Here is a 19,539-nt window from a genome sequence, read left to right as displayed (position 1 = left end):
GTATTCCCCCACAGTTAACCATGTATAAGGATAACAATACGACAAAAATCGTCACATTCCTTCAATTTTCAAAAAATTATATTAGAAAAAATTATTTGCTATTACCAGTGTATTTCCCATAGTACACATAACAATTACGATCTTCGTCTATTTCTCTTGAATCCATGGCAAACTCGAAAAATTTCCCATCCCTTTGTATATAAATAAACTCCGAGTGGAGGGCAGGGAGCACTTCCTCATGATCCCAGATATCTTTATGCTCTATTAGGGTTGAATCGCTTCTGTTAAGTTCTCTTACTTCAAAGCCAATATGGGAATAGTGTATTTCCGTTGGATCGTTTGTAAATCTTTCTTTTTTGATGTATATGACTGCAGTCCCATCCGGGTCCATCGCTGTTGCAGTGACAACATAGGTCTCTCTTTCTTTCACAAAAAATTCACAGGACATCCTTGCCACTGCTTCTGCGCCAGAAACATTCATATAATTCCAAAGTGCTGGGTACTCGTGGTCATCATCAAGCCGATATTCCAGTCTCACAAATTATCACTCCTTTTTCATTAATTTTACCATTGTCTTCCTCCATTTAACTTTTATAATTAAAATATATAACAATGAAGGAGAGTGGTAAGGTGAAGAAAACCCAATTATTAATAACTGGTGTTCTTACTTCTCTTATGGCGGGAACGCTTTCAGGCTGTTCCGATGATCTTCCGCCAAAGCCTAATGACAAAAGCTGCAGAGACTGGGAATGGGACGATGATCAGGGCGTGTGGCAATGCGATGACAACCATTCAAGTCACTATGGACATTATTATTACGGGGGAAGCTATTTTCGAAATAAATCTTCCCTCTTAAAATCCTCCTCCTATAAATCCTATAAATCTTCCTCAAGCTTTAAGGGAGGGTTCGGGAGCGGATCGAAGGGTGGATTTGGGGGTTAATAAATGACCAATTACGCAGCAAAACGCAAAAGTTTTTATACGAAATATCCATTCTTTTGGTCGGATTTATACGGGAGCGAGTACAGTCTTTTTCACGTATTCCCAATAACGGAGGAAATCCACCTTAGGATTAAACAAGCAACAGAGAGAATGGGACAGATTTTTTTTAAGACAGCCCTTCTGCTTAGGAATCTAACGGATGATCAGCTGCTTGAACTCGGATATCCAAAAGGAAGCCTTCCTTTTCTAAGAAAAAAAACTCTTTTTCCGGAATCGGTTATTTCCCGTTTCGATTTCGCGCTGACGAAAAATGGCATTAAATTACTTGAATTCAATAGCGACACGCCAACATTTATTGTGGAATGTTTTCAAATGAACGGACTGGTTTGCGCGGAATTCGATATTCTAAATCCAAATAATGACGGGGAACGGCTTCTTTCCTCTGGAATTACAAAAGCCGTAATAGAGGCGTCAGCCGGAAAAATCTCACCGAACGTGGTATTCACGGCCCACGAAGATCATATGGAGGATTGGAACACCACTCTATATTTAAGTCAACTTTGTCAGGTTAAAAATAAAACAGTTCCCTTAAGTGATCTTCGCATCACAAATAATGCTTTATTCGATTTAGACGGCGAAGTCATAGATGTTTTGTACCGGCAAACCTATCCACTTGAGCATTTAATCGAAGACAAGGACTCTAAATCAGGCGACCTTGTTGGAATTGAATTACTAAAGCTTGCAAAGGAAGGGAAAATCTCGATTATCAATCCTGTTTCCGCGTTTCTTCTCCAGCCCAAATCCATTCAAAGTCTAATTTGGGGTTTAGCTGAGCAAGGAGTCTTTTATTCAGCAGACGAACAAAAATGGATAAAGGAATATATGCTTCCTACCTATCTTGAGTCAGATTCATTTATAGGCACTCGTGCCTTTGTCCAAAAACCATCCTTTGGCAGAGAAGGAGACTCCATTAAAATTTGGAATCAACATTCCAAGATTACTGAGCAAAATTCTTTTCAAACCTACGAACATGAACTTCCTGTCTTTCAGTCCTATGTACCTCTTCCAACTGTTTCGCTGGAGACAGAAAAAGGAATGGAGGAGCTATCTTACGTGTTCGGTTCATTTCTTATTGCCGGCAAGCCAAGCAGCATTGGAATTCGCGCAGGCGGAAAAATCACGGGGAATGAATCTTACTTTTTACCTGTGGGAATTAAAAAATAAGGGGGAACGTAAATGGCAAATTTCTTATTATACTTGGCCGTTTCACTTGGGCTTTTACTAGTGGGCCTTTTTCTAATGGAAGTAACAACAAAGGTTAAGGAATTTTCATTAATGGCGAAAGGAAATAAAGCAGCGAGCTATGTACTTGGCGGCCGTCTCCTTGGTCTTGCAATCGTTTTGTATTCAACCGCTGCCAATTCAATCTCCCTTATGGACATGGTAATTTGGGGAGCGATTGGCATTCTTGCTCAAATTATAGTTTTTTATCTAGCGGAATGGCTGACACCACGATTTAATGTCAACCAAAGCATCGAGGAAGATAACCAAGCAGTCGGACTTTTTCTTATGTTTTTATCGATTTCCATCGGTGTTGTTATTGCTGGCTGTTTAACTTATTAATTTCTATATGCCTACATGCTTTTGCATGTAGGCTTTTTATGAGGACCACAGGTTCACCTTTCTTGAGCTGTTCATGAAAGCTCCATAAAGACAGTTTTTGCTTTTTTGCCGTGGTTTTTGTTCTCATGAAAGCTCCATGAGGACAGATTTTGCTTTTCTACCGTGGTTTTTGTCCTCATAAACGCTTCATGAGGACAGGTTTTGCTCTTTTGCCGTGGATTTTGTCCTCATGAACGCTCCATGAGGACAGGTTTTGCTTTTTTGCCGTGGATTTTGTCCTCATGAACGCTCCATGAGGACAGGTTTTGCTTTTTTGCCGTGGACGTTGTCTGCATAGTCCCCCTTAAACTTATAGAAAGTTGAATTTTTTATATGGCCAGATAGGTCTTCTTGTCGCAAATGATAAATAACCTTGCGTCCTTAGGAATAGGTTCATTCCATTTTTTCAATATGTTCAAATCGCTTCGGTCTGCAATTAACTGCGCCCCTTTTTGTTTAAGGCTTTCGTATGCCTCCCCATATGTTTTCCATTCCGGACTAACTTCAACCTCCCAGAGATCACTTCCATCCTCACCGTCTTTGCGGCTTAACAATTGAGTGAAGAGGTGGCTGGCCCCTTTCGTCTGAGCAGACTTCGCCATTAGGTTTGACACCGATTCATGCGAGAGGATAAATTCATCGATTTTGACATGCTTAAAATTACCAACATGTTTTTCATTTAAAATCTCAGCAATTGTATAAATCTCTTTTTCTGTGTCATCATCGTACCGTTCAATGGAGGAAGCAACTAAAAGTGTTTTTCCATCCGCTAAATCCGGATTGTCGATACCATCTGGGGCAAACAACAAAACCGCTTTTGCTTTTTCAATCTTTGCTTTTCTCAAAATGTCTTCATCAGTTGGACTCCCTTGAATATAAAGAAACCTTTCATGTTCATAAGGGGTCTTCTCCAATTCATCTATCAGAACAATTTCAGTTTTTGGTTCTGCTATAAACAGTTCCTTAATGGTATTCTTACTTTTAGCCGTCCAGCCAACAATGACAAAATGATTTTCTCCTCTAAAAGACATTTTCCCTTCCTCCTTCATCCGTTTATACTGGGAAACGCCATCGACAATCATGCCAATCACCATACCAAACACACCAATCCCCAATGTATAAACAATGAGCATAGCCCAAGTTCTTCCGAACTGTGTTGTGGGATAAACATCCCCATAGCCTACCGTTGTCATGGTCGTTAAAATCCACCATACGGCATGGAAGGTATTTTCAAAGGTCTTCGGCTCGAGAATTCTCATAATTTCAGCATTTATAACAATATAAAACATTGTAAACAGCAATACCGTTCTGTAGCGGTACCGGGACGCCGTTAAAAACAATTTTCGAAAAAAGATCATTAATGCCCCACTCCCCTTTAATATCCATAAAATTTCTTCGATCCCTCATTTTTCTAATTTTATTATACAGTTATTAAAGGTGGAGAATTAAAATTGAAATCATGATTTGTTAAATGAATTTTTTACAGGCTCTGGAATAATTTCTCCTCCATGGGGAGTAATACAGGCAAAAACAAACGGATTCATAATAGGCTTCACCTCATTTTTATAATTTCTTCATTAATTTAGAGGAACTTACATACAAATCCTGCTTAAAAATAATAATTTGACAAAACAACATAAAAGAATATATAATATTCTTTCGTGCTTAAATAAAAGTAACTTGTAATAGAAAAAATAACGCAATGTAAGAATTTTTCTGGCATTCTGCTTATGTTTTAAAATAAAAAACTTATTCACACTGGATCGGCTTCGGAGCCGTTAGGATGTAAGAGAGGTAGGGCTTACGTCGTTTAGGTATAAAACCATCAGGTGGAAGAATAACCGCGGCAAGCTTGTTTTTTATAAACAACGATTATATATAAGTTTTTACCTTGCGATGGCTGACTAGAAATACGCAACCACTCACAAGTTACATTAAGGGTTCAAATTGCGAACCAAAGCAAATAGAAGGCAGAGGGATGATAATTCCTCTGCCTTCGCCAATTTTTATTAACTTTCAACTACAATTGCTTGTTTTCCCATTTGCTCCCAAGCTTTAATAAAATTGTCTCGATCCAATTTTTTATTTTTGGTCCCGTATGGATCGTTAATATAGATATAATTTTCATCGTAGCCTGCGATCACGACGCTGTGTTCACTAAAGGTAATATCGATTTTTCCCTGCGGGGTATCCCATGTTTGAAAGACAGAAACCGGAGCGAAGCTAATCGTTGTAATAATCCAAACTGGATGACCCTGGCTTACTTTCTTTAATAAATCCGTAAAAGGACTGCCAGTTAAATTGACTGCTTTATCCCCTGCATATTTCTGCGCCAGCTCATAAACAGGACCATTATACACACCTAAACCAGGACCGTGTGCCATATCTCCAACAAACCCGGCATTTGGGTTTCCCTTCTTGCCATTACTGTAGGTTAACGGAACCGTTTTAATATTTTCCGCCAATTCGTTTTTCGTTACTTTTACACCGTTGTAATTTAAAATCATGGCTAGACTAGTAACCTCGCACCCATTATATAAAAGCGGTTTTTCCATTTGATTTAACAAGGGTACATCTAATAGTTTATTATCGGGTAAAATGGGGCTTCCTTTCTGTAAAGCTACCTCTCTCGTAATCAATGGAGTATTAACAGCCTTAAATTCTGGTAAAGCCTCGCTCGATTTCACCGCCAAAATACTCTTTGCGCTAAAAAAGGTTATTATTAAAATAATACCGATGATTAACATTTTTTTCATATCAGATTAATTCCATCCTTGTTATAGACTTGGCTGAAAATTCATACTAGTAATATACTACTTTACCATACCAAAAAATCCCCAAACGATAAAGGAAAATCATTTCCAATTACATAATAATCAGATAATCTTAAGTTTTCCTTAAAAGAAATGCTCTTTTGCTGAAAAAAGCAAAAGAGCATTTCTTTTAAGTTCTTTTATTTAGATTAAGCTTTTTTAATACCTGGTTAATAACTTCAGAAAAAACTAAACCGAAGGCAATCGATCCGGCAAGCATAAGTACTTTTGCCGCAGACCCTAAAGCAGAATTATAGTCGTTCTCAACAAAGTTCCGCATCGCATCATACGCCAAGCCGCCAGGTACTAAAGGAATAATTCCGGCCACACTAAAAATGATAACAGGCATTTTATAAAACTTTGCAAGCTCCTGACTAATGACAGCGACAAAAACAGTCGCAGCCAACGTAGCGAAAACGGCATCACCTGAAAAATCTTCGAGAAGATAGTAGATGAGCCAGCCGCCCATACCTATAAGTCCACATTTTACTAAAGATTCTTTTGGTGCATTAAAAATTATGCCAAATGCACCTGTTGCAATAAAACTCGTGATTAACTGTGCCAGTATAGCCAATTTTATCCACCCTTACAAAAATGATAGGACGACCGCAATTCCTGCCCCAATGCCAAAGGCCGTAAGAAACGCCTCTGCCCCTTTTGACAGCCCTGAAACTAAATGTCCTGCCATTAAATCTCTGATCGCATTCGTTACCAGAAGCCCCGGAACTAAGGTCATGACCGAACCGATTATAATTTTATCTAATTGGTGGCCAACACCAATTTTTACAAATATAAAAGACATCAACCCAATTATGAACGAAGCTAAAAACTCCGAGAAAAACTTAATTGGGACGAACCTGTGAAAATAAACAAAACTAAGATAGCCAATTCCACCCGAAATGAGCGAGGGGATAAAATCATTCCAGCCCCCATTAAACATAATCATAAAACAGCCGCTTGCCAACGATGCAGCAGCCACTTGAACCATGAAAGGAAAAGTAAGATTTAAGGAATCGATTTCTTTCAATTGAACTAATGCTTCTTCAAGTTTCAATTCTCCGCTGCTAATCCTTCTAGAAACACTGTTTACCAAGGCAACCTTCTTCAAATCTGTTGACCGCTCGGAAATCCTGATTAACTTAGTCTTTGTCGGTTCCGCTCCTTCAGCAGAAAAAATGATTCCGGTCGGTGTTACATAACTATGTGTTTTTACAATGCCAAAGGAGGCAGCAATCCGCATCATCGTATCCTCAACCCGATACGTTTCCCCGCCGCTTTGCAGCATGATTTTTCCTGCTAGCAGGCAGACCTCCATAATGTCATAGGTTTGTTCAACTTGTTTTTCCATTAATTTTTCACCACATATTTCAACATTTGTTTCTTAGTTTAATCAAAACTAAGGTTTGAAGCAATTATCTTTGATTTAGGCTGTGTTAAAGATTTGTTTTAAAGATTCACAAAAATGTTTAATTTAGGAAAAATTAATTATTTAAATTTTAAAAAATGAATTATACTATTGTCATATTTTAGCAAAAGGTGGCGATATGTTTTGAAAGCATTAAGATCCATTCTAATCTGGGGTGTGATTGCAGCCCTAGGAGCGGCAGGCTTTGCAGTGATGGCCTTAAACAATGGCGAAAGCATCAATGCGATTTGGCTGTTAACAGCTGCTGTTTGCGTCTATGCGATTGCTTACCGTTTTTACAGCAAGTTTATTGCTCGAAAGGTTTTCCAGCTTGATGACTCAAGGAAAACACCAGCAGAAATACATAATGATGGAAAAGACTATGTTCCCACAAACAAATGGGTGCTCTTTGGACACCACTTCGCTGCAATTGCCGGTGCCGGTCCATTAGTAGGACCAATCCTGGCAGCTCAAATGGGATATTTACCGGGAACCCTTTGGATAGTAGTGGGGGTTGTGTTAGCTGGTGCTGTTCAAGACTTTATTATTCTTTTTGGATCCATGCGCCGAAACGGTAAATCTCTTGGTGAAATGATCAAGGATGAAATGGGAAAATTTACGGGTATTGTTTCAATGATTGGTATTTTAGGCATTATGATTATTTTATTAGCTGTTTTAGCATTGGTAGTTGTGAAAGCGCTTGTAGGAAGTCCTTGGGGTATGTTCACCATCGCCGCAACGATTCCGATTGCTATTTTCATGGGGATTTATATGCGCTTTATCCGTCCAGGCCGCGTTGGTGAGGCATCAGCGATTGGTATTGTGCTTTTGCTCCTTTCCTTATTCTTTGGACAAACAGTTGCTGAAAATCCAACGCTGGCAGCGATGTTTACCTTTAAGGGTGAAACCATTGCCATCATGATGATTATCTATGGTTTTGTTGCGTCGGTTTTACCTGTTTGGCTGCTGCTCGCCCCTCGTGATTATCTAAGTACCTTCTTAAAGGTTGGGACTATCCTTGCACTTGCCTTGGGCATTATTATTGTTGCCCCTAATCTTGAAATGTCAGGCGTTACAAAGTTTATTGATGGAACAGGCCCAGTGTTTGCTGGAAACCTTTTCCCATTCTTATTTATTACTATTGCCTGTGGATCTGTTTCTGGATTCCATGCACTGGTCTCTTCCGGTACTACGCCAAAAATGATTGAAAGGGAATCACATGCCCAGCCGATTGGCTATGGAGCCATGCTGACAGAATCGTTCGTAGCGGTTATGGCGATGATTGCGGCATGTGTATTGCACCCTGGTGTGTATTTTGCCATCAACAGCCCTGCCGCTCTTATAGGCACCGATGTTGTTCAAGCGGCCTCAACGGTTTCAAGCTGGGGATTTACGGTCACTCCGGATGATTTAAAAACCATTGCAAGTAACGTAGGGGAGCAAACCATTCTCTCAAGAACTGGCGGTGCACCCACACTTGCAATTGGGATGGCTGTTATTTTCTCAAAGGTAATTGGCGGTAAAGCTTTAATGGCGTTTTGGTACCATTTTGCCATCCTTTTCGAAGCTTTGTTCATTTTAACAACGATTGATGCAGGAACACGTGTAGGGCGCTTTATGATTCAGGACCTGATTGGAACTGCCTATAAGCCATTTGCAAAAACAGAAGCGCTTATTCCAAATATCATAGCGACTGCACTTTGCGTGCTCTTCTGGGGTTACTTCTTGTATCAGGGTGTCATTGACCCGCTTGGAGGAATTAATACCTTATGGCCGCTATTCGGTATTGCCAATCAAATGCTCGCCGCCATTGCCCTCCTCTTAGGTACAACAATTCTTTATAAAATGGGCAAAAAAGCGTATGTTTGGGTGACACTGCTGCCAACAACATGGCTGTTGATTGTTACTTTAACAGCAGGATGGCAAAAATTATTCCATGACAATCCAAAAATCGGCTTCTTGGCACATGCGAAAATTTATAAAGAGGCTTATGATGGCGGTAAAATAATTGCTCCAGCAACGACTGCTGCGCAAATGAAACAAGTTTTAATAAATGATTATGTGGATGCTACCCTAACAGGAATATTCATGGCAGTTGTTATTGTTGTATTAATCTCAGCAATTCGGATTTGGTTTAAAGTAATCTCTAACCACAAATTACCGCTGCACGAATCGCCATATGTGCCTCGAGACAAAGGGGATTTTCAAAAATATGCTTAACAAATTAAAGGAACTTAATTCCTTCAGAAAGCAATTTATTAGTCTCCTAGTAGGTGTTCCCAGCTATGAAACCTACGTTAAGCATATGGAATTGCATCACCCTGGTGAGACAGTAAAATCACGAAAAGAGTTTTTTTGTGAGGCACAGGAAGCCCGTTACAATGCAAAGGGCGGTAAAGTATCAAGGTGCTGTTAAATCAAAACGGCCTGACACCTATTTAGGTGCAGGCAGTTTTTTTATTGGTGCCAAATTTTCAAAAAAAATAGATTTACAACTACGATTAGACCATAAAGGAGGGCTAGTGATTGCTTTTCGGTATTAAACAAAGCAACTGCTGGTAATCCAAAAATGACAATCTCTAATATTAAAAAAGAGAATCCACTTAGTACGTATGGTGCCTTCGGTGCCCCAAACATTCCCCATATTACTGCTACAAGTAGGGGTGTTCCGATACCGAGTAAGATTTTGATGATTGTTCCTTGTGAAACATGAAATCCCCAATAGCCTAATATCACAAGCACCATGATTTCTAAAAGGAATCGAATACCGAGATTAATAGCTTTTAATGCTTCCATCTATTACTCCCTTTTTATGATGTAATCTATAATTTCATATTCACTCCAGAGCAGGAGTATTCGTACATCATAATTTTTATAGTTTTTTACAAAAAATAATCAAATTTGCAGGCCAAAAACGGTTAAAAACCAAATTCTTTATCCCTTGATGATAATGGGATTAGTTTTTATGTTACCTTTTCGTATCCTTTTTAGAAATCTTTCACTCAATGATAAATTAATGACGATCCCAACAATGACGGCAAGTGGAAAACTAATGAAAAATCCTAGATGGAGAATAAACATGAAGATTGGTACAAGGAAACGGAAGGTGACAAAGACAAGTGTTATGGCATAACTGCGGATCATCCATTCCTGGTGGCTCTGAATCTTTCGTTCCCGTATTCTTTTAAGTCCCATGAACGTGGTCAAAAACCACACTGCATCAAGAATAAGAAACCCAATTGTTCCACCAATCCCGCCTGTTGCATAAAACGCAAGGTAAATTCCCGCGGGAACGCTTAGAAGAATAGATGTTGCATATATTTTTCCCAGAGTACGATGTATTTTAATTTTTTTCCGGCTTGCTTTTAATAACTGAAATGGCCCGAGAATTAGAGCAATCGATCCTGTAGTAATATGAAAGAAAAATAAGACTTTCCATGTATTATAATGGAAATTAGGATTTTCTAACTTTCCGGAAACAATTCCAGTCTTGCGAGGATCGTTCAACCCATACATCACTAAAATGTATCCAATGAAACCAAAGACAACAAAATAACTTAACCAAACCTTCCAATTTATTTTGCGATTTGCCATCTGCCTCTTCCTCCTCACGTTAATCCCTTTATCATCGCATTGACCTGAAAATCTACAAATCCTTCTTTTTCATGCCAGTGAAAGTCCGGAAAGGTTATTAAAAGACTTGTGATGCCATGAAGTGACGCCCATAAAGATTGTGCAGCCATTTGTGCATCGTGATTCTTCAGCACTCCCTCATTCATTGCAGCCATTACCATTCCGGTTAGTAATACAAACCCTCTTACCCGGTCATCTTCTTCTGTCATTACCTTTTGAAGCTGATGCAGATTTTCAACGAAGATTAACCGGTAATATTCAGGATACTTTAATCCAAAATCGATATAGGCATATAACAACGCTTTCAATCTTTCCCCAGCATCACCAGAGGTACAATTAGCAACACCTTCTTTTAAGTGTGTTAGAAAGATGGCATAGCCGTGTTTTAATAAATGAATCAAAATTTCCTCTTTGTTGGCAAAATATTTATAAATAGCTGTTGCTGAATAATCGATTTGCTGTGCGATTTTTCTCATCGAAACATTTTCGTACCCGTCTATTAGAAACAACTGGACCGCCGCTTCAATGATCTCGAGCCTCATCTCCTCAATTTCCCGTTTTCGTCTTTCTTTGGTGCCCATATTTACTTCACACTCCAAAACATTTTTAACACAGTTTTTTGTTAACACCGTTAACTTAAATTACAGTGTTAATTATACAACTAATGGAAAATTTGTAAATACTTTTTTTGGTAAAAATAAAAAAGGACGAGTTTCATTCAACCCGTCGTGTACTGCACTACTCCCCAATATTGTTTTCAAACCATTCCTGAAGATCTTTCAAGGAAGTAAAAGAGAAAATTTCTTCGCCGTTTTGACCGTTATCAAGGCCAGAGTTACCTCTTAAAGTAATTTGTCCTTCGTCACTAGAAATCAAGATAGCATATGGATGGTTAACATTTATGTACCTTGCATCCAAATCATTATCAATCCAGTTCTTGCTTCGCAAAAATGCTTCGTAATGTTCCATTTAACGGCCTCCTTTCTCTCATATTGTTCCAAGAATATAAAAAAGAAGACAACTAAATTGTCTCCTAAAGATTTTTTTCGATAAATTGTAGTGTTCTTTCGATTATTACCTGTTGATCATTATCAAGTGTAGCCACATGATAGCTGTCATTCATGTGATGTATTTCTTTTTCCTCAGAACTGATTCCATCAAAGATTATTTTCGAATTATTGGGAGGAACGACATGGTCCTCATTAGAAACAAATATTAATGAAGGACAGTTAATCTTATGGAGGTCAGCTCTAACTTGGTCCATAAAAGTTAAAATTTCCTTTACCGATTGGACTGGCGTTTTTTCATAAGCCAGCTCTTTCACTTCCGGCTTTTTAATATCTGATCCCACGCCATCTAAAAATCTAACCTCTTCCAACTGGCGAACTGGGTTCATTCCAGGGATATCCACCGCTGCATTGATTGGGATAATCGCGCGAATTTCCGGGTGATTTTCAGCCATATAAAGCGTAAGAGTCCCGCCCATGGAAAGTCCCGTCACAAATATGGTATCACACCGCTCTTTTAACCATTGGAACCCCTCTTCAATCGAATCAATCCAATCCCGATAAGTGGTTTTTTCCATATCTTCATAATGTGTTCCATGTCCTTTAAGGCGCGGTCCACACACCGTGTAACCTGCTCTAGCGTATGCCGCTCCAAGCGGGATCATACTCTGGGTTGTCCCGGTAAAGCCATGTGATATTAAAATTCCGACATGATTACCTTCAAAATAAAACGGTTCTGCGCCTTCTAAAACAGGATATTTTTCAGTCATCTTTCTTATCCCTCCAAACATGTCCTATTCAATATGTATTCGCTCTCATGGATAAAAAACCTGCCTGTTCAAAAATTACTAATTGAGATTCTATAGAACTTTCTCAAAGACCGTGAAGCCTCTTTATTAACCTTTAAGGCCTTTTGCGGACTGTCCTAATTACCGTCGCGCTCCTTTTTCCGCCTTAACAGGCATTTGGAGACCTTCCTAATTACCGCTTCGCTCTTTTTTCACCTTAACGGGCATTTGGAGACTTTCCTAATTACTGCTTCGCTCCTTTTTCCACCTAAGCAGGCATTTGGAGACCTTCCTAATTACCGCTTCGCTCCTCTTTCCACCTTAACAGGCATTTGGAGACCTTCCTAATTACCGTCCCTCTCCTTTTTCCACCTTAACGGGCATTTGGAGACCTTCCTAATTACCGCTTCGCTCTTTTTTTCACCTTAACGGGCATTTGGGACTTCACTTTTTTACCACCTAAACTCCGTTTTACATAATTTTTGCACCAATAAAAGGCAAAAATCCTATCCATCAATATGGATAGGATCGCCATTCTAATTTATTTCTGTTTATAATAGGTAATCGCCAAGGCAAAAGCCAAAACTGCTCCTTTAACAATGTCCATCGCATAATAAGGAACAGACATCATCACCAAACCGTTTTGTAAAATCCCAATCAGTACCGCACCAATAAACGTACCAAACGCGTTTGCTTTTCCTGCCCCAAGGACTGAAAAACCAATAAATGCGGCTGCCACAGAATCCATTAAATAAGGTGCACCTGAATTAATTTCTGAAGTCATAACACGTGATGCTAGAACAATGCCTCCAATGGATGCAAAAAGAGCAGAAAGTAAGTATGCTGCCACCTTATATTTATTTACTGGTATCCCGGAAAGTCTGGCTGCTTCTTTATTGCCGCCGATAACGTACATATAGCGGCCATGTTTTGTATAAGTCAAAAAGACATGTACCAAAATGACAGTCACTGCCATGATGATAATAATCCATGGTACCTCGCCAATTTTTGCAAAAAATGGACTGATGAGGCCGGCTGCCATCGAGCCATCCGGCATGACCATGTTTTGTGACACTGTTGCACCTTTTGTATAGGTTAGAGCAGTCCCTTGGATGATAAACATCGTAGCAAGTGTTAACAGCATATCAGGAATTCGAAGCTTGACAATCATAAATGAGTTGATGGCGCCAACCACTAATGATGCCGCAATTGCTGAAATAACTGCAACCAAGGTGTTCTGCGAGAACCAAACAAACATGGAAATGACAACCGCGTTTGAAAGGGATGCAACGGATCCGACCGAAAGATCAAATCCATCTACAGATAATGAAATCGTAATCCCGATGGCAATAATGGTCACAATCGATATGGAACGTAAAATATTGACGATATTGCTTCCTTGAATAAAGGTTGGATTCGCCAGAGAAAAAATAACAATAAGTGCGACAATTGTAATAATGGTCCCGTATTTATAAAAGATCTGAAAAAGTTCAATTTGCTTTTTCGCTGGGGTCTGTTTGCTTGTTGTTATTTTTGCTTCCATCTTATCTGCCCCCTGTTGAATAGAATAATAGTTCTTCTTCATTCGTTTCGTTTGTTTTCAATTCCTTGACTGACTTACCGTCATACAAAACATAGACTCGATCGGTTATCCCTATAATTTCAGAAAGCTCTGAAGATGCATAAATAATTCCTTTACCCTGCTTCGCTAAATCTGAAATTAAATTAAAGATATCCCTCTTTGCTCCAACGTCAACACCTTTTGTCGGCTCATCAAAAAGATATACATCGGCTTCAGCCACTAGCCATTTTCCAATCGCTACCTTCTGCTGATTACCGCCTGATAGGTTTTGAACCTTCGTTTCTTCCGATGGTGCTTTAATCCCAAGTGCGCGAATCATTTGTTTGGCCGTTTCTTTTTCCTTTTTCCGGTCTAAAAAGCTCAACGCTTTTGAAAACAAACCTAAATTGGCCGCCGACAAATTGGATTCTACCGATTCTAGAACAAGAATTCCTTCCTTTCGCCGCTCTTCAGGAACTAAAGCAAGCCCATTTTTAACAGCATCGTAAGGACTCTTACTTTTTAACTTCTTACCATTGAGAATAATTTCTCCCTCAGAAATTTTCGCTGCTCCAAAAAGCGCCTTGCACAATTCCGTTTTTCCTGCTCCGACAAGCCCAGCGATTCCCACGATTTCTCCAGCTTTAACCTGAATATGTAGATTTCTAAGTTTCTCCTCGTCGGATAGCCCTTTTACCTCTAGGACAGTATTCCCGAACGTTGCCCTTTTCTCTGGAAACTGCTCCTCCAGCTTTTGCCCGAGCATTTGCTCGACCACTTTGCTCGGAGTGGTTTCTGAAATCTTCTCTTTTATCACAATTTCACCATTGCGCATCACAGTTATCTCATTACAAACTTCAAAGATTTCCGGCAGACGATGGGAGATAAATATAATTCCTACATTTTGCTTTATTAAGTCCTTGACGATACGAAATAGTTCTGTTGTTTCGGTATGACTTAACGGTGCAGTCGGTTCATCTAAAATGAGAAACTTACACTGCATAGAAATGGCCCTTGCGATTAACACCATTTGTTTTTCAGCCAGGGTTAAGTCGCTTACTAGTTTTTTAGTGGAAAGATGAATATTCATTTCTGCCAGTATTTTATTAGCTTGATTATGAATCTCCTTCCATTTCACCCATTGTTTTTTCCCCATGCTATGAACGGTGTCTAGCAGCATAATATTTTCTGCGACAGTTAAATAGGGAATCAAGGCTGTATCGACTTCTTGGTAAACGATTTGTATTCCCGCATCCTGAGCATTTTTTGGGGAACGGATTTTTAGGCTTTGTCCATCTAAGCTTATTTCGCCAGTATAGTGATCATACGCACCTGAAAGAACTTTCATTAATGTCGATTTCCCCGCGCCGTTTGCCCCTATCAGTGCCTGAATTTTTCCTGTTTCCGTGGAAAAGTGGACCTGATCCAGTGCCTTTACACCGGGAAACTCTATTGAGATGTTTTTCATTTCTAAGGTTGTAGTCGTCAAAATGCCACCTCCTATTAAGCAAACACTCTCTTAATCTTGTGAAAAAGAGAGTGTAATGCCATTTATTTCTTATAGTGCTTCTTTAATGTTTTCATCCAATCTTCTTCAAAGGCAGTAGATTGGCCCCAGCCAGGAATGATTGTCGCTAGATTCACCATATTAACTGCCCCTTTAGAATTCTGAACGTTTTTCTGCGTCACGAGTGAAGCTTCTAAGTCGTAGGTTTTTGGCGTCTCTTCTCCCGCCAGTTTTTTCGCTAGTAATCTCAAATCTACGGCACCAATCAGTTTAGGGTCAACGGCGGCGGTGTACTTCCATGCGCTGCCTTTTCTTTGAATTTCCTGAAGGTCAGCATTGGAAACATCAATTCCATAGATTTTTACTTCTTCCCGGCCTGCTTCCTTCAAAGCACGAGCTGCACCAATCGCAAATGCATCCCAAGTGGCAAAAATGGCATCCAATTTTCCTTTAGGGTATTTGTTCAGCATCGCTGCAACCGCATTTTGAGTTTGAACACTTGTGTCTGCTGCAGCTACACCGAAGCGCTCGACTTCTTTAATACCAGGGTTTTTCGCAAGAACATCCTGATAAACTTTATTTCTTCTTACCATTGGCGGGAATCCGTCCACCCAAAGGTAGGCAATATTGGCTTTTCCTTTTGTTTCTTTTACAAGCTGATTTAGAGCTAAGGTTGCTAATGCTTCATCGTCCTGTGAAGTTAATGTCACTCCATCAATTTCAGCAAGCTTTGGATTAGAGTCAAAAGCCACAACGCTTTTTCCTTTTTCAACGATTTTCTTCACATCATTAACAGTTGCATCATCGTCACCATGGGAAATGACAAATCCGTCATAATTCTGATCTAATGCTTGATTGATTGCATCATGGAATTTCGCTGTGTCCCCATTTGCAGTAAATACATCCACCTGAAAACCTAATGCTTGTCCTTCTTCTTTTGCACCCGCTAGAAATTGGGCAGTATGATCGTCACCGCCAATTTTACGGATAACCTTGATTTTAACCGGATCACCTTTGGTAAATCGCTCTGGAACCCCTTCTAATGACACATTTTTATTGCCGCTGGCTTGCTTTGTTTCTCCGTTTGAGGTACAGCCAGTTAGCAGGAGTGTCGCGGCTAATGCTGAAACAAGTGTACTTTTTAATAACTTTCTCTTCATGATGTAAAACTCCCCCTTATTTACGTAATTCTCGTTACTCCTATTGGAAAAGTTTGATTTTATGAAAAATAAAAAAACCTCTCCAGAAAAGAGAGGTTTCATCGCAAATAAACGGACTACTCCTCTCTTATCTCTCAAAACAATTCCTTGTTTTGCAGGATTTAGCACCAATTCCAATCGGAACGGTTGCTGGGCGTCATCGGGCCAGTCCCTCTGCCACTCTTGATAAGAGAACGTAAATGATTTAATTGTTTTAAGTAATAAACTTAATTTAAACTCCTATTAATAAGTTGTCAATAGTATTATGAATATTTTTAATAAATTACTTTTTTTAAAATTACAATACCACCATTTAAATGATCAACTAATTTCGGTATTATAATATTTAGAGAAACGAAATATTCTCAAGGAAGAAGTGTTATGAACAATGAACCAGCAGGAAAGTGCTAAACGTAATTTAGTGATCATGTGGTTTGCCAACTTTTTTGTTGCCGGAAGTATGACGATGGTCATGCCCTTTATTTCACTTTATATTGAGACGTTTGGAAATTTTTCAGAGAAATATGTACAGCATTGGTCTGGGATAACGTTTGGAATTACATTTGTATCTGCCTTCCTTTTCTCGCCAATTTGGGGGAAAATTGGCGACCGTTATGGAAGAAAGAAAATTCTTATCATTTCAGGGATTGGAATGGCGGCATCCATTTTCCTAATCAGCTTCGTCCATTCCGTCTGGCATTTATTGCTGCTGCGCTTTTTCATGGGTTTCTTTTCGGGCTTTATCCCGATGTCACAGGCATTTATTTCTACACAAACGCCGAAACAGATTGCCGGACGTGTCCTTGGCACATTGCAAACAGGCAGTATAACCGGTTCTTTACTTGGACCGATGCTCGGCGGAATATTAGCAGATTCGCTTGGCTATGCCACCACATTTAAGTGGACATCTATTTCCATTTTCATTTCGGCCATACTTGTTATTGCTACAAAAGAATTTCGTGTTGAAATCAAACCGGGAGCAAAAGCTCATTATTCAAGCAAGGAAGTCTTTAAGCATATTTTCCGTAATCCGGTTTTATTAACAGTTCTTCTTATCTCTGCATTAGTTCAAATTGCCCACTTTAGCATTCAGCCAATATTGTCTTTATTTGTTAGTGATTTGCATGGAAAAACAAATGTTGCCTTTTATTCCGGAATTGCTTTTTCTGCAGCTGGACTTGGGAATCTAATGATGACTAGAAAATGGGGAAAGATTGCTGACAAATACGGTTATATAAAAATACTTGTCATCCTCTTATTCTTAGCAGGAATTGTATACTTACCAGGTGCAGCTGTTACGAGCCTTTGGCAGCTTGTTATTATCCGTTTCGCCCTCGGCATCACGATTGGCGGAATTATTCCGGTTAGAATTGCATACATCCGCCAGGAAGCACCGATTGCGATGCAAGGTGAGGTACTAGGCTATAACAATAGTTTAAGATTTCTCGGCAATATAATCGGTCCAATGCTGGGCGGCTTCCTATCCGGTTACTTTGGATTTTCCTCAGTGTTTATCAGCACAAGTGCATTACTAATTATCAGCGGCGCTATCTTGCTCGTATCTATGCAGCGTAATCCAAAGCTTATAAAACATACCGCCTAAAAAATTCAAAAGAAAAGTCCCACAAAAATGGGACTTTTCTTTATTTCATCTGTTGTTCAAAAACTTTAAAAATGTTCTGGGAAGAACGCGTTATCGGTACCCTTTGCTTAACTTAAAATAAATAAGCAGGAAAATCCTGCTATATTTATAAATTGGTTTTCAGTTTTGTAAAATCCATTTTCTGATAATAACTATTTTTGACCAAGATATTGGGGCCGAGGCATGATACGGCCGGGCAATGGCAATTCAATTCCTTCGCAATATTCGAAGCTTGCCATGTGTGATACGCATCTATCAATTTAGTGTTTTGAATATTTCCTAACGCAGGAGTATCGCCAAAATCCGTAACAATAATATCACCGCTAAAAATATTGACGTTCAAGCGTGAGCGGCCGTCAGGGTCATTTCTAACTGTCACATTTTTACTATTATATAAACGTTTTAAGAGATTTAAATCCTCCTGTATACTGCTGCAAGCATAGAACGGAAGTGTTCCAAACAGCATCCAAACCTCTTCATTTCTAATATCGAGCAGTTGATGGATGGCACCTCTGATCTCATGGAGGGTAAGGGTTTCAAGATTGCTGGCGAAATCACTTGGATACATTGGATGCACTTCATGGCGCTGACAAAGCATTTCCTCAACGATTTGGCGGTGGATTTTTTCTAAATGCGGCAGTGTCCGTTTATTTAACATTGTTTCTGCAGACACCATCACTCCTGCTTTCACAAGCTCGCGGCTATTTTCTATCATTCTCATAAAATATTTTTCCCGTTGATTAAAATCAGGCTGCTTTTCCATTCTCGCGAAGCCGCCCTCAACAAAATCATCCACCGTGCCCCAGTTATGGGAGATATGTAAGACATCTAAATAGGGGATGATTAATTCATACCGCGCCAAATCGACGGTTAAATTTGAATTTATCTGGGTCCGTACCCCACGTTCGCGGGCATATTTTAAAATCGGTGCGACATAATTTTTCACGGATGATATTGACAGCATCGGTTCCCCACCTGTGATACTTAAAGAGCGAAGGGTTGGAATTTCATCTAACCCTTTTAAGATAAGCTCCAAAGGTAAGGCATCTGGATCCTTCGTCTGCAGCGTATATCCGACAGCGCAATGTTCACAGCGCATATTACAAAGGGTCGTCGTGGTGAATTCAATATTTGTAAGCTGTGGTTTTCCATATTCCTCAATATCTAAATATGCTTCCCAAGGATCATAGGACGGGGTAATCTTTTTCATATTTAACATAAATAAACTCCTTAACAATCAGTCTTCACAAAACCATTTCATTATAGCTGATTTGGGAATGCAATTGCTATTTCTAACTGTTACAAAAGCTTATGAATTCCAAAAAGCGATTATTCAATTGAGCAATGCTATTTTTATAGATTTTTTCTTTCAATCGACAA

General features: G+C 39.4%; 20 protein-coding genes and 1 riboswitch. Of the genes, 6 read left to right on the top strand and 14 right to left on the bottom strand.

The features are described 5' to 3' along the window. Positions 1-91 precede the first annotated feature (91 nt). The gene (locus tag AC59HZ_RS22930; RefSeq protein ID WP_496548074.1) at positions 92-538 is read right to left on the bottom strand and encodes a hypothetical protein; all 447 of its coding nucleotides are present in this window, start codon (positions 536-538) and stop codon (positions 92-94) included. Between the two features lie 137 nt (positions 539-675). On the opposite strand from AC59HZ_RS22930, the gene AC59HZ_RS22925 reads away from it, so the two are divergent. The 3 genes from AC59HZ_RS22925 to AC59HZ_RS22915 are packed head-to-tail and all read left to right on the top strand — an operon-like array spanning position 676 to position 2,565. After that, positions 676-942, top strand: a complete 267-nt coding sequence (locus AC59HZ_RS22925; protein WP_496548205.1) for a hypothetical protein — start codon at positions 676-678, stop codon at positions 940-942. Positions 943-945: 3 nt separating this feature from the next. Then, positions 946-2,166 carry a glutathionylspermidine synthase family protein gene (locus AC59HZ_RS22920; RefSeq protein WP_496548073.1) on the top strand — a complete coding sequence of 407 codons (1,221 nt, stop codon included), beginning with the start codon at positions 946-948 and terminating at the stop codon, positions 2,164-2,166. A gap of 12 nt (positions 2,167-2,178) precedes the next feature. Beyond that, the gene (locus tag AC59HZ_RS22915; protein WP_223589589.1) at positions 2,179-2,565 is read left to right on the top strand and encodes a DUF350 domain-containing protein; all 387 of its coding nucleotides are present in this window, start codon (positions 2,179-2,181) and stop codon (positions 2,563-2,565) included. 368 nt (positions 2,566-2,933) lie between these two features. Here the strand turns inward: AC59HZ_RS22915 and AC59HZ_RS22910 are convergent, their stop codons facing one another. The 4 genes from AC59HZ_RS22910 to AC59HZ_RS22895 form a co-directional block, all read right to left on the bottom strand. After that, positions 2,934-3,962: an ion channel gene (locus AC59HZ_RS22910; protein ID WP_496548072.1), complete on the bottom strand. Its 1,029-nt coding sequence runs from the start codon at positions 3,960-3,962 to the stop codon at positions 2,934-2,936. Positions 3,963-4,613: 651 nt separating this feature from the next. After that, complete coding sequence (locus AC59HZ_RS22905; RefSeq protein WP_496548071.1) at positions 4,614-5,360, bottom strand: C39 family peptidase; 747 nt, start codon at positions 5,358-5,360, stop codon at positions 4,614-4,616. Positions 5,361-5,547: 187 nt separating this feature from the next. Next, positions 5,548-5,991, bottom strand: a complete 444-nt coding sequence (locus AC59HZ_RS22900) for a threonine/serine exporter family protein (protein ID WP_496548070.1) — start codon at positions 5,989-5,991, stop codon at positions 5,548-5,550. 12 nt (positions 5,992-6,003) lie between these two features. After that, complete coding sequence (locus AC59HZ_RS22895; RefSeq protein ID WP_496548069.1) at positions 6,004-6,765, bottom strand: threonine/serine exporter family protein; 762 nt, start codon at positions 6,763-6,765, stop codon at positions 6,004-6,006. Positions 6,766-6,966: 201 nt separating this feature from the next. Between AC59HZ_RS22895 and AC59HZ_RS22890 the strand changes: the two genes are divergently transcribed. Both AC59HZ_RS22890 and AC59HZ_RS22885 read left to right on the top strand, forming a co-directional pair. Then, the gene (locus AC59HZ_RS22890) at positions 6,967-9,042 is read left to right on the top strand and encodes a carbon starvation CstA family protein (protein ID WP_496548068.1); all 2,076 of its coding nucleotides are present in this window, start codon (positions 6,967-6,969) and stop codon (positions 9,040-9,042) included. Next, entirely contained in the window at positions 9,035-9,238 is a 204-nt protein-coding gene (locus AC59HZ_RS22885; RefSeq protein ID WP_496548067.1) for a YbdD/YjiX family protein, read from the top strand. Before AC59HZ_RS22890 ends, AC59HZ_RS22885 begins: the two co-directional genes overlap by 8 nt. 41 nt (positions 9,239-9,279) lie before the next feature. Here the strand turns inward: AC59HZ_RS22885 and AC59HZ_RS22880 are convergent, their stop codons facing one another. The 8 genes from AC59HZ_RS22880 to AC59HZ_RS22845 all read right to left on the bottom strand — a co-directional run bounded on the left by AC59HZ_RS22880 (position 9,280) and on the right by AC59HZ_RS22845 (position 16,478). Further along, positions 9,280-9,618, bottom strand: coding sequence for a YrdB family protein (locus AC59HZ_RS22880; RefSeq protein WP_496548066.1), 339 nt, complete (start codon positions 9,616-9,618; stop codon positions 9,280-9,282). 138 nt (positions 9,619-9,756) lie between these two features. After that, positions 9,757-10,416, bottom strand: a complete 660-nt coding sequence (locus AC59HZ_RS22875; RefSeq protein WP_496548065.1) for a DUF2306 domain-containing protein — start codon at positions 10,414-10,416, stop codon at positions 9,757-9,759. A 14-nt stretch (positions 10,417-10,430) separates the two neighbouring features. Next, positions 10,431-11,036, bottom strand: coding sequence for a TetR/AcrR family transcriptional regulator (locus tag AC59HZ_RS22870; RefSeq protein WP_496548064.1), 606 nt, complete (start codon positions 11,034-11,036; stop codon positions 10,431-10,433). Positions 11,037-11,193: 157 nt separating this feature from the next. Beyond that, entirely contained in the window at positions 11,194-11,424 is a 231-nt protein-coding gene (locus tag AC59HZ_RS22865) for a hypothetical protein (RefSeq protein ID WP_496548063.1), read from the bottom strand. A gap of 64 nt (positions 11,425-11,488) precedes the next feature. Beyond that, on the bottom strand, positions 11,489-12,232 hold the full coding sequence (locus AC59HZ_RS22860) for an alpha/beta hydrolase (protein WP_496548062.1): 744 nt from the start codon (positions 12,230-12,232) through the stop codon (positions 11,489-11,491). Between the two features lie 559 nt (positions 12,233-12,791). After that, on the bottom strand, positions 12,792-13,793 hold the full coding sequence (locus AC59HZ_RS22855) for an ABC transporter permease (RefSeq protein ID WP_496548061.1): 1,002 nt from the start codon (positions 13,791-13,793) through the stop codon (positions 12,792-12,794). 1 nt (position 13,794) lies between these two features. Then, complete coding sequence (locus AC59HZ_RS22850; protein ID WP_496548204.1) at positions 13,795-15,279, bottom strand: sugar ABC transporter ATP-binding protein; 1,485 nt, start codon at positions 15,277-15,279, stop codon at positions 13,795-13,797. A gap of 83 nt (positions 15,280-15,362) precedes the next feature. Next, positions 15,363-16,478 (bottom strand): sugar ABC transporter substrate-binding protein, encoded by a 1,116-nt coding sequence (locus AC59HZ_RS22845; protein ID WP_496548060.1) that lies wholly within the window; start codon positions 16,476-16,478, stop codon positions 15,363-15,365. 124 nt (positions 16,479-16,602) lie between these two features. Further along, a riboswitch (SAM riboswitch) is annotated at positions 16,603-16,710 on the bottom strand. 195 nt (positions 16,711-16,905) lie between these two features. Between AC59HZ_RS22845 and AC59HZ_RS22840 the strand changes: the two genes are divergently transcribed. Continuing rightward, complete coding sequence (locus AC59HZ_RS22840; RefSeq protein ID WP_496548059.1) at positions 16,906-18,120, top strand: MFS transporter; 1,215 nt, start codon at positions 16,906-16,908, stop codon at positions 18,118-18,120. A 145-nt stretch (positions 18,121-18,265) separates the two neighbouring features. On the opposite strand, the gene yfkAB is transcribed toward AC59HZ_RS22840, so the two are convergent. After that, positions 18,266-19,378 (bottom strand): radical SAM/CxCxxxxC motif protein YfkAB, encoded by a 1,113-nt coding sequence (yfkAB, locus tag AC59HZ_RS22835; RefSeq protein WP_496548058.1) that lies wholly within the window; start codon positions 19,376-19,378, stop codon positions 18,266-18,268. Positions 19,379-19,539: the final 161 nt, after the last annotated feature.

Source organism: Neobacillus sp. DZ-9 (assembly GCF_059587065.1).
Note: the sequence above shows the minus strand (reverse complement) of the source record. Positions and strands in the feature narration are given on the sequence as shown.

Excerpts from the sequence above, each read along its gene's own strand:
- AC59HZ_RS22920 (WP_496548073.1), top strand. The coding sequence starts at position 946 with ATGACCAATTACGCAGCAAAACGCAAAAGTTTTTATACGAAATATCCA.
- AC59HZ_RS22860 (WP_496548062.1), bottom strand. The coding sequence starts at position 12,232 with ATGACTGAAAAATATCCTGTTTTAGAAGGCGCAGAACCGTTTTATTTT.
- AC59HZ_RS22875 (WP_496548065.1), bottom strand. The coding sequence starts at position 10,416 with ATGGCAAATCGCAAAATAAATTGGAAGGTTTGGTTAAGTTATTTTGTT.
- AC59HZ_RS22895 (WP_496548069.1), bottom strand. The coding sequence starts at position 6,765 with ATGGAAAAACAAGTTGAACAAACCTATGACATTATGGAGGTCTGCCTG.
- AC59HZ_RS22880 (WP_496548066.1), bottom strand. The coding sequence starts at position 9,618 with ATGGAAGCATTAAAAGCTATTAATCTCGGTATTCGATTCCTTTTAGAA.
- AC59HZ_RS22865 (WP_496548063.1), bottom strand. The coding sequence starts at position 11,424 with ATGGAACATTACGAAGCATTTTTGCGAAGCAAGAACTGGATTGATAAT.
- AC59HZ_RS22905 (WP_496548071.1), bottom strand. The coding sequence starts at position 5,360 with ATGAAAAAAATGTTAATCATCGGTATTATTTTAATAATAACCTTTTTT.
- AC59HZ_RS22910 (WP_496548072.1), bottom strand. The coding sequence starts at position 3,962 with ATGATCTTTTTTCGAAAATTGTTTTTAACGGCGTCCCGGTACCGCTAC.
- AC59HZ_RS22855 (WP_496548061.1), bottom strand. The coding sequence starts at position 13,793 with ATGGAAGCAAAAATAACAACAAGCAAACAGACCCCAGCGAAAAAGCAA.
- AC59HZ_RS22850 (WP_496548204.1), bottom strand. The coding sequence starts at position 15,279 with ATGAAAAACATCTCAATAGAGTTTCCCGGTGTAAAGGCACTGGATCAG.
- AC59HZ_RS22915 (WP_223589589.1), top strand. The coding sequence starts at position 2,179 with ATGGCAAATTTCTTATTATACTTGGCCGTTTCACTTGGGCTTTTACTA.
- AC59HZ_RS22845 (WP_496548060.1), bottom strand. The coding sequence starts at position 16,478 with ATGAAGAGAAAGTTATTAAAAAGTACACTTGTTTCAGCATTAGCCGCG.
- AC59HZ_RS22870 (WP_496548064.1), bottom strand. The coding sequence starts at position 11,036 with ATGGGCACCAAAGAAAGACGAAAACGGGAAATTGAGGAGATGAGGCTC.
- AC59HZ_RS22840 (WP_496548059.1), top strand. The coding sequence starts at position 16,906 with ATGAACCAGCAGGAAAGTGCTAAACGTAATTTAGTGATCATGTGGTTT.
- yfkAB (WP_496548058.1), bottom strand. The coding sequence starts at position 19,378 with ATGTTAAATATGAAAAAGATTACCCCGTCCTATGATCCTTGGGAAGCA.
- AC59HZ_RS22925 (WP_496548205.1), top strand. The coding sequence starts at position 676 with ATGGCGGGAACGCTTTCAGGCTGTTCCGATGATCTTCCGCCAAAGCCT.
- AC59HZ_RS22885 (WP_496548067.1), top strand. The coding sequence starts at position 9,035 with ATGCTTAACAAATTAAAGGAACTTAATTCCTTCAGAAAGCAATTTATT.